The sequence below is a fragment of the Bellilinea sp. genome, from assembly GCF_034432615.1.
Lineage (GTDB): Bacteria > Chloroflexota > Anaerolineae > Anaerolineales > Anaerolineaceae > Bellilinea.
Genome location: NZ_DAOUBL010000304.1, coordinates 1 through 2,471, shown reverse-complemented (window position 1 = coordinate 2,471; position 2,471 = coordinate 1). Strand labels below are relative to the sequence as shown.

4 protein-coding genes are annotated in these 2,471 nt (G+C 53.5%); all 4 read right to left on the bottom strand.

Annotated elements, in window-relative coordinates; translation table 11 throughout:
• Positions 1–127 precede the first annotated feature (127 nt).
• Positions 128–805 (bottom strand): metal-dependent hydrolase, encoded by a 678-nt coding sequence (locus tag VAE48_RS13805; RefSeq protein WP_416181054.1) that lies wholly within the window; start codon positions 803–805, stop codon positions 128–130.
• Positions 806–1,038: 233 nt separating this feature from the next.
• The gene (locus VAE48_RS13800; protein WP_322793908.1) at positions 1,039–1,362 is read right to left on the bottom strand and encodes a cupin domain-containing protein; all 324 of its coding nucleotides are present in this window, start codon (positions 1,360–1,362) and stop codon (positions 1,039–1,041) included.
• Between the two features lie 283 nt (positions 1,363–1,645).
• A complete protein-coding gene (locus tag VAE48_RS13795) occupies positions 1,646–2,050 on the bottom strand; it encodes a DUF4332 domain-containing protein (protein WP_322793907.1) in 405 nt (134 codons plus the stop codon).
• 21 nt (positions 2,051–2,071) lie between these two features.
• The gene (locus VAE48_RS13790) at positions 2,072–2,272 is read right to left on the bottom strand and encodes a hypothetical protein (protein ID WP_322793906.1); all 201 of its coding nucleotides are present in this window, start codon (positions 2,270–2,272) and stop codon (positions 2,072–2,074) included.
• Positions 2,273–2,471: the final 199 nt, after the last annotated feature.

Sequence of the window (2,471 nt, the reverse complement as noted above, 5' to 3'; positions counted from 1 at the left end):
CGTGCGGACGGAAAGCCGCCTCCGCCAAAAATCATCCCCAGTAATTTTTGAGGGAGGGGCAAACGGCGTTGGCGCGATATTCAACCAAGAAACATTCTCATCACGAGGGGGAGACGTGTTTCTCTTTTTACAGGCTTAAGCTCTCTCCCGGTTTGAGAATGTGCACCTTGCTGCTGGTCTCTTGCTCTACCTGCTGCGCCCAGCGCTGCACATCCTGAGCGATGAGCGGGAAGGTATCATAATGAATGGGCAGCACGTGTTTGGGGGTAATTAACCGCACCGCCCGCAGCGCGTCGGCCGGGCCCATGGTGTAGTTATCGCCAATCGGCAGCACGGCCAGATCAATGCCCTCTTCGCCGATCAGGCGCATATCGCCGAACAGACCGGTATCGCCTGCCATGTAGATTTTTTGCCCTTCGTTGGTGGTCAGCAGAAAGCCGGCCGGGTTGCCGCCGTAGCTGCCATCCGGCAGGGCTGAACCGTGCAGCGCCAGGGTCAGTTTGAGATAACCAAACGGGTGGTGAAATCCGCCGCCCAAATGCTGGGCATGGGTTTTGACTCCCTGTTTGGCAATCCAGTTGCAAATTTCAAAATTGCTGATGACCAGTGCATCGCTGCGTTTGGCAATCTGCACCGCATCGCCAACGTGATCGCCGTGCCCGTGCGTGATCAGGACAAAATCGGCGGTCACACTTTCCGGCGAAGTACTGGCAGCCGGGTTGCCGCTCAAAAAGGGGTCAACCAGCAAACGATAACCGCCCGTTTCCAGTCCTAAGGCGGCATGTCCAAACCAGGTTACTTTCACGCCCATTTGAAAAATTCTCCTTTGGTCAAATCTTGTAGTTTTATATTAACGTGAGTTCGGGATAAGTTCAAGATCCGGCAAGTAAAGCAATTACCCCCTCCCGCCTCCCCCTAAATCGCTGGGGCGATTTAGGGGGAGATGCAGGTGGGGGTCGAACATCCTCAGAGGAATAGGAAGAGGATTTCTCCCGAACTGAGGTTATATTAACCAAAAGCGGCCGATTTTTCAAATGGTCAGGTGGAACGGATCATGGTCAGCAGCATTTTGCTGGGCAGGATGGCTTTGAGGGCGTGGGGCTGGCCGGCCGGCATGAGCAGCATCTGCCCGCCGCTCAGGTGAAAAGGCTGTCCGGCGATGTGAATCTCCATTTCGCCTTCCAGCAGGTGCACCAGCGCATCATAAGGAGCGGTGTGCTCGCTCAAACCCTGACCGCCGTCAAACGCAAACAGGGTTACCGTTCCGCTTTTCTGATGGATCAGCGTGCGGCTGACCACCGCCTGCGGCTGCACGGCAATCCATTCGGATACGGTCCAGACCTCGGTTGGTTTTGTTTCCATTGCGGGTATTCCTCCGTTGATATGGAGCATAGCGCAAAAAAGCCACTTATGCTTTGCGCTGGAGCAACTTTGCACCTGAAATACCCGCCAAATGTAGCAGGGGTTTGACCGTAGACCGGTTCGGGCAACCCATGTTTGCCGGTGGCATTGGTCTGGAATGACGGGCCTGTTCGGCGGCACAACAGGGACACCCATACCTCACCCGCTTTGGCTTAAGCAGGGTTTGCAGGTGTGGTTCGGCTTCGATGCTGCTTGAATTTAAGGAAACCGAAATACGGACGAATCAGTATTCGATGACGCGCGGCAGATTTTTGGCCTGTTCTACCCAGTCCTGCACCTGAGAAAGTACCGGCAGGCGGCGCACCAGTTTCTTCTGCTCGTTGATTTCGGTCATCTTTGCCAGCAGATTTTCCGGGTTGCGCTGAGCCAGTTCCACCACTGTGTCCACCCCGGCTTCTTCCAGCAGGTCGGAATACTCCTCGCCGATGCCCTTGATGCGGAACAAATCCGCCAGATTGACCCATTCCAGAATCAATTTTTCACTGATGCCGGTCGCCTCGGCCAGCGCCTTACGTCCCGGCGGGGTCTTGCCTTTTTCCAGCAATCCCTCCAGGGTGTTCACGCCGGCTGCCTGCAATTTAGCGGCGTACTTTTCACCAATCCCTTCGATTTTTGCCAGTGCAGTCATCCTAGCCTCCCTTGAACGATTTTATGAGTTTTTCAGAAAATTCTTCAGGCCTTTGGTCACATCATCCAGTTTGCCTGAGCCCGACACAGCCGTATCAATCTGACCGGCAATTGGGGTGGGCAGTTTCTGTTTCAAGTAACCCAACACCACTTCCACCGCCTGTTTCGCCGCCGCTTCAGGAATGCCGGTCTTCTGCACCACTAAGTTTACCAGTTCATCCATTGGATTGTCCTTTCCTGGGTATATTTTACTATTTTTCTCAAAATTTACTATCCTTCTAACCGAAAGAAAAAAATCAGACCGGCTTTGGATTACTGCCGGTCTGATGGCCTGAAGTGGTTAAATTTTTTAACGTCAATTCGGGATAAATCATTTTTACATCAACTTTCGAATTTTCGTCCCCCTCCCGCCTCCCCCAAAA

Bases quoted from the DNA above. Each gene is read 5' to 3' on its own strand.
- VAE48_RS13790 (WP_322793906.1), bottom strand. From the start codon at position 2,272: ATGGATGAACTGGTAAACTTAGTGGTGCAGAAGACCGGCATTCCTGAA.
- VAE48_RS13795 (WP_322793907.1), bottom strand. From the start codon at position 2,050: ATGACTGCACTGGCAAAAATCGAAGGGATTGGTGAAAAGTACGCCGCT.
- VAE48_RS13800 (WP_322793908.1), bottom strand. From the start codon at position 1,362: ATGGAAACAAAACCAACCGAGGTCTGGACCGTATCCGAATGGATTGCC.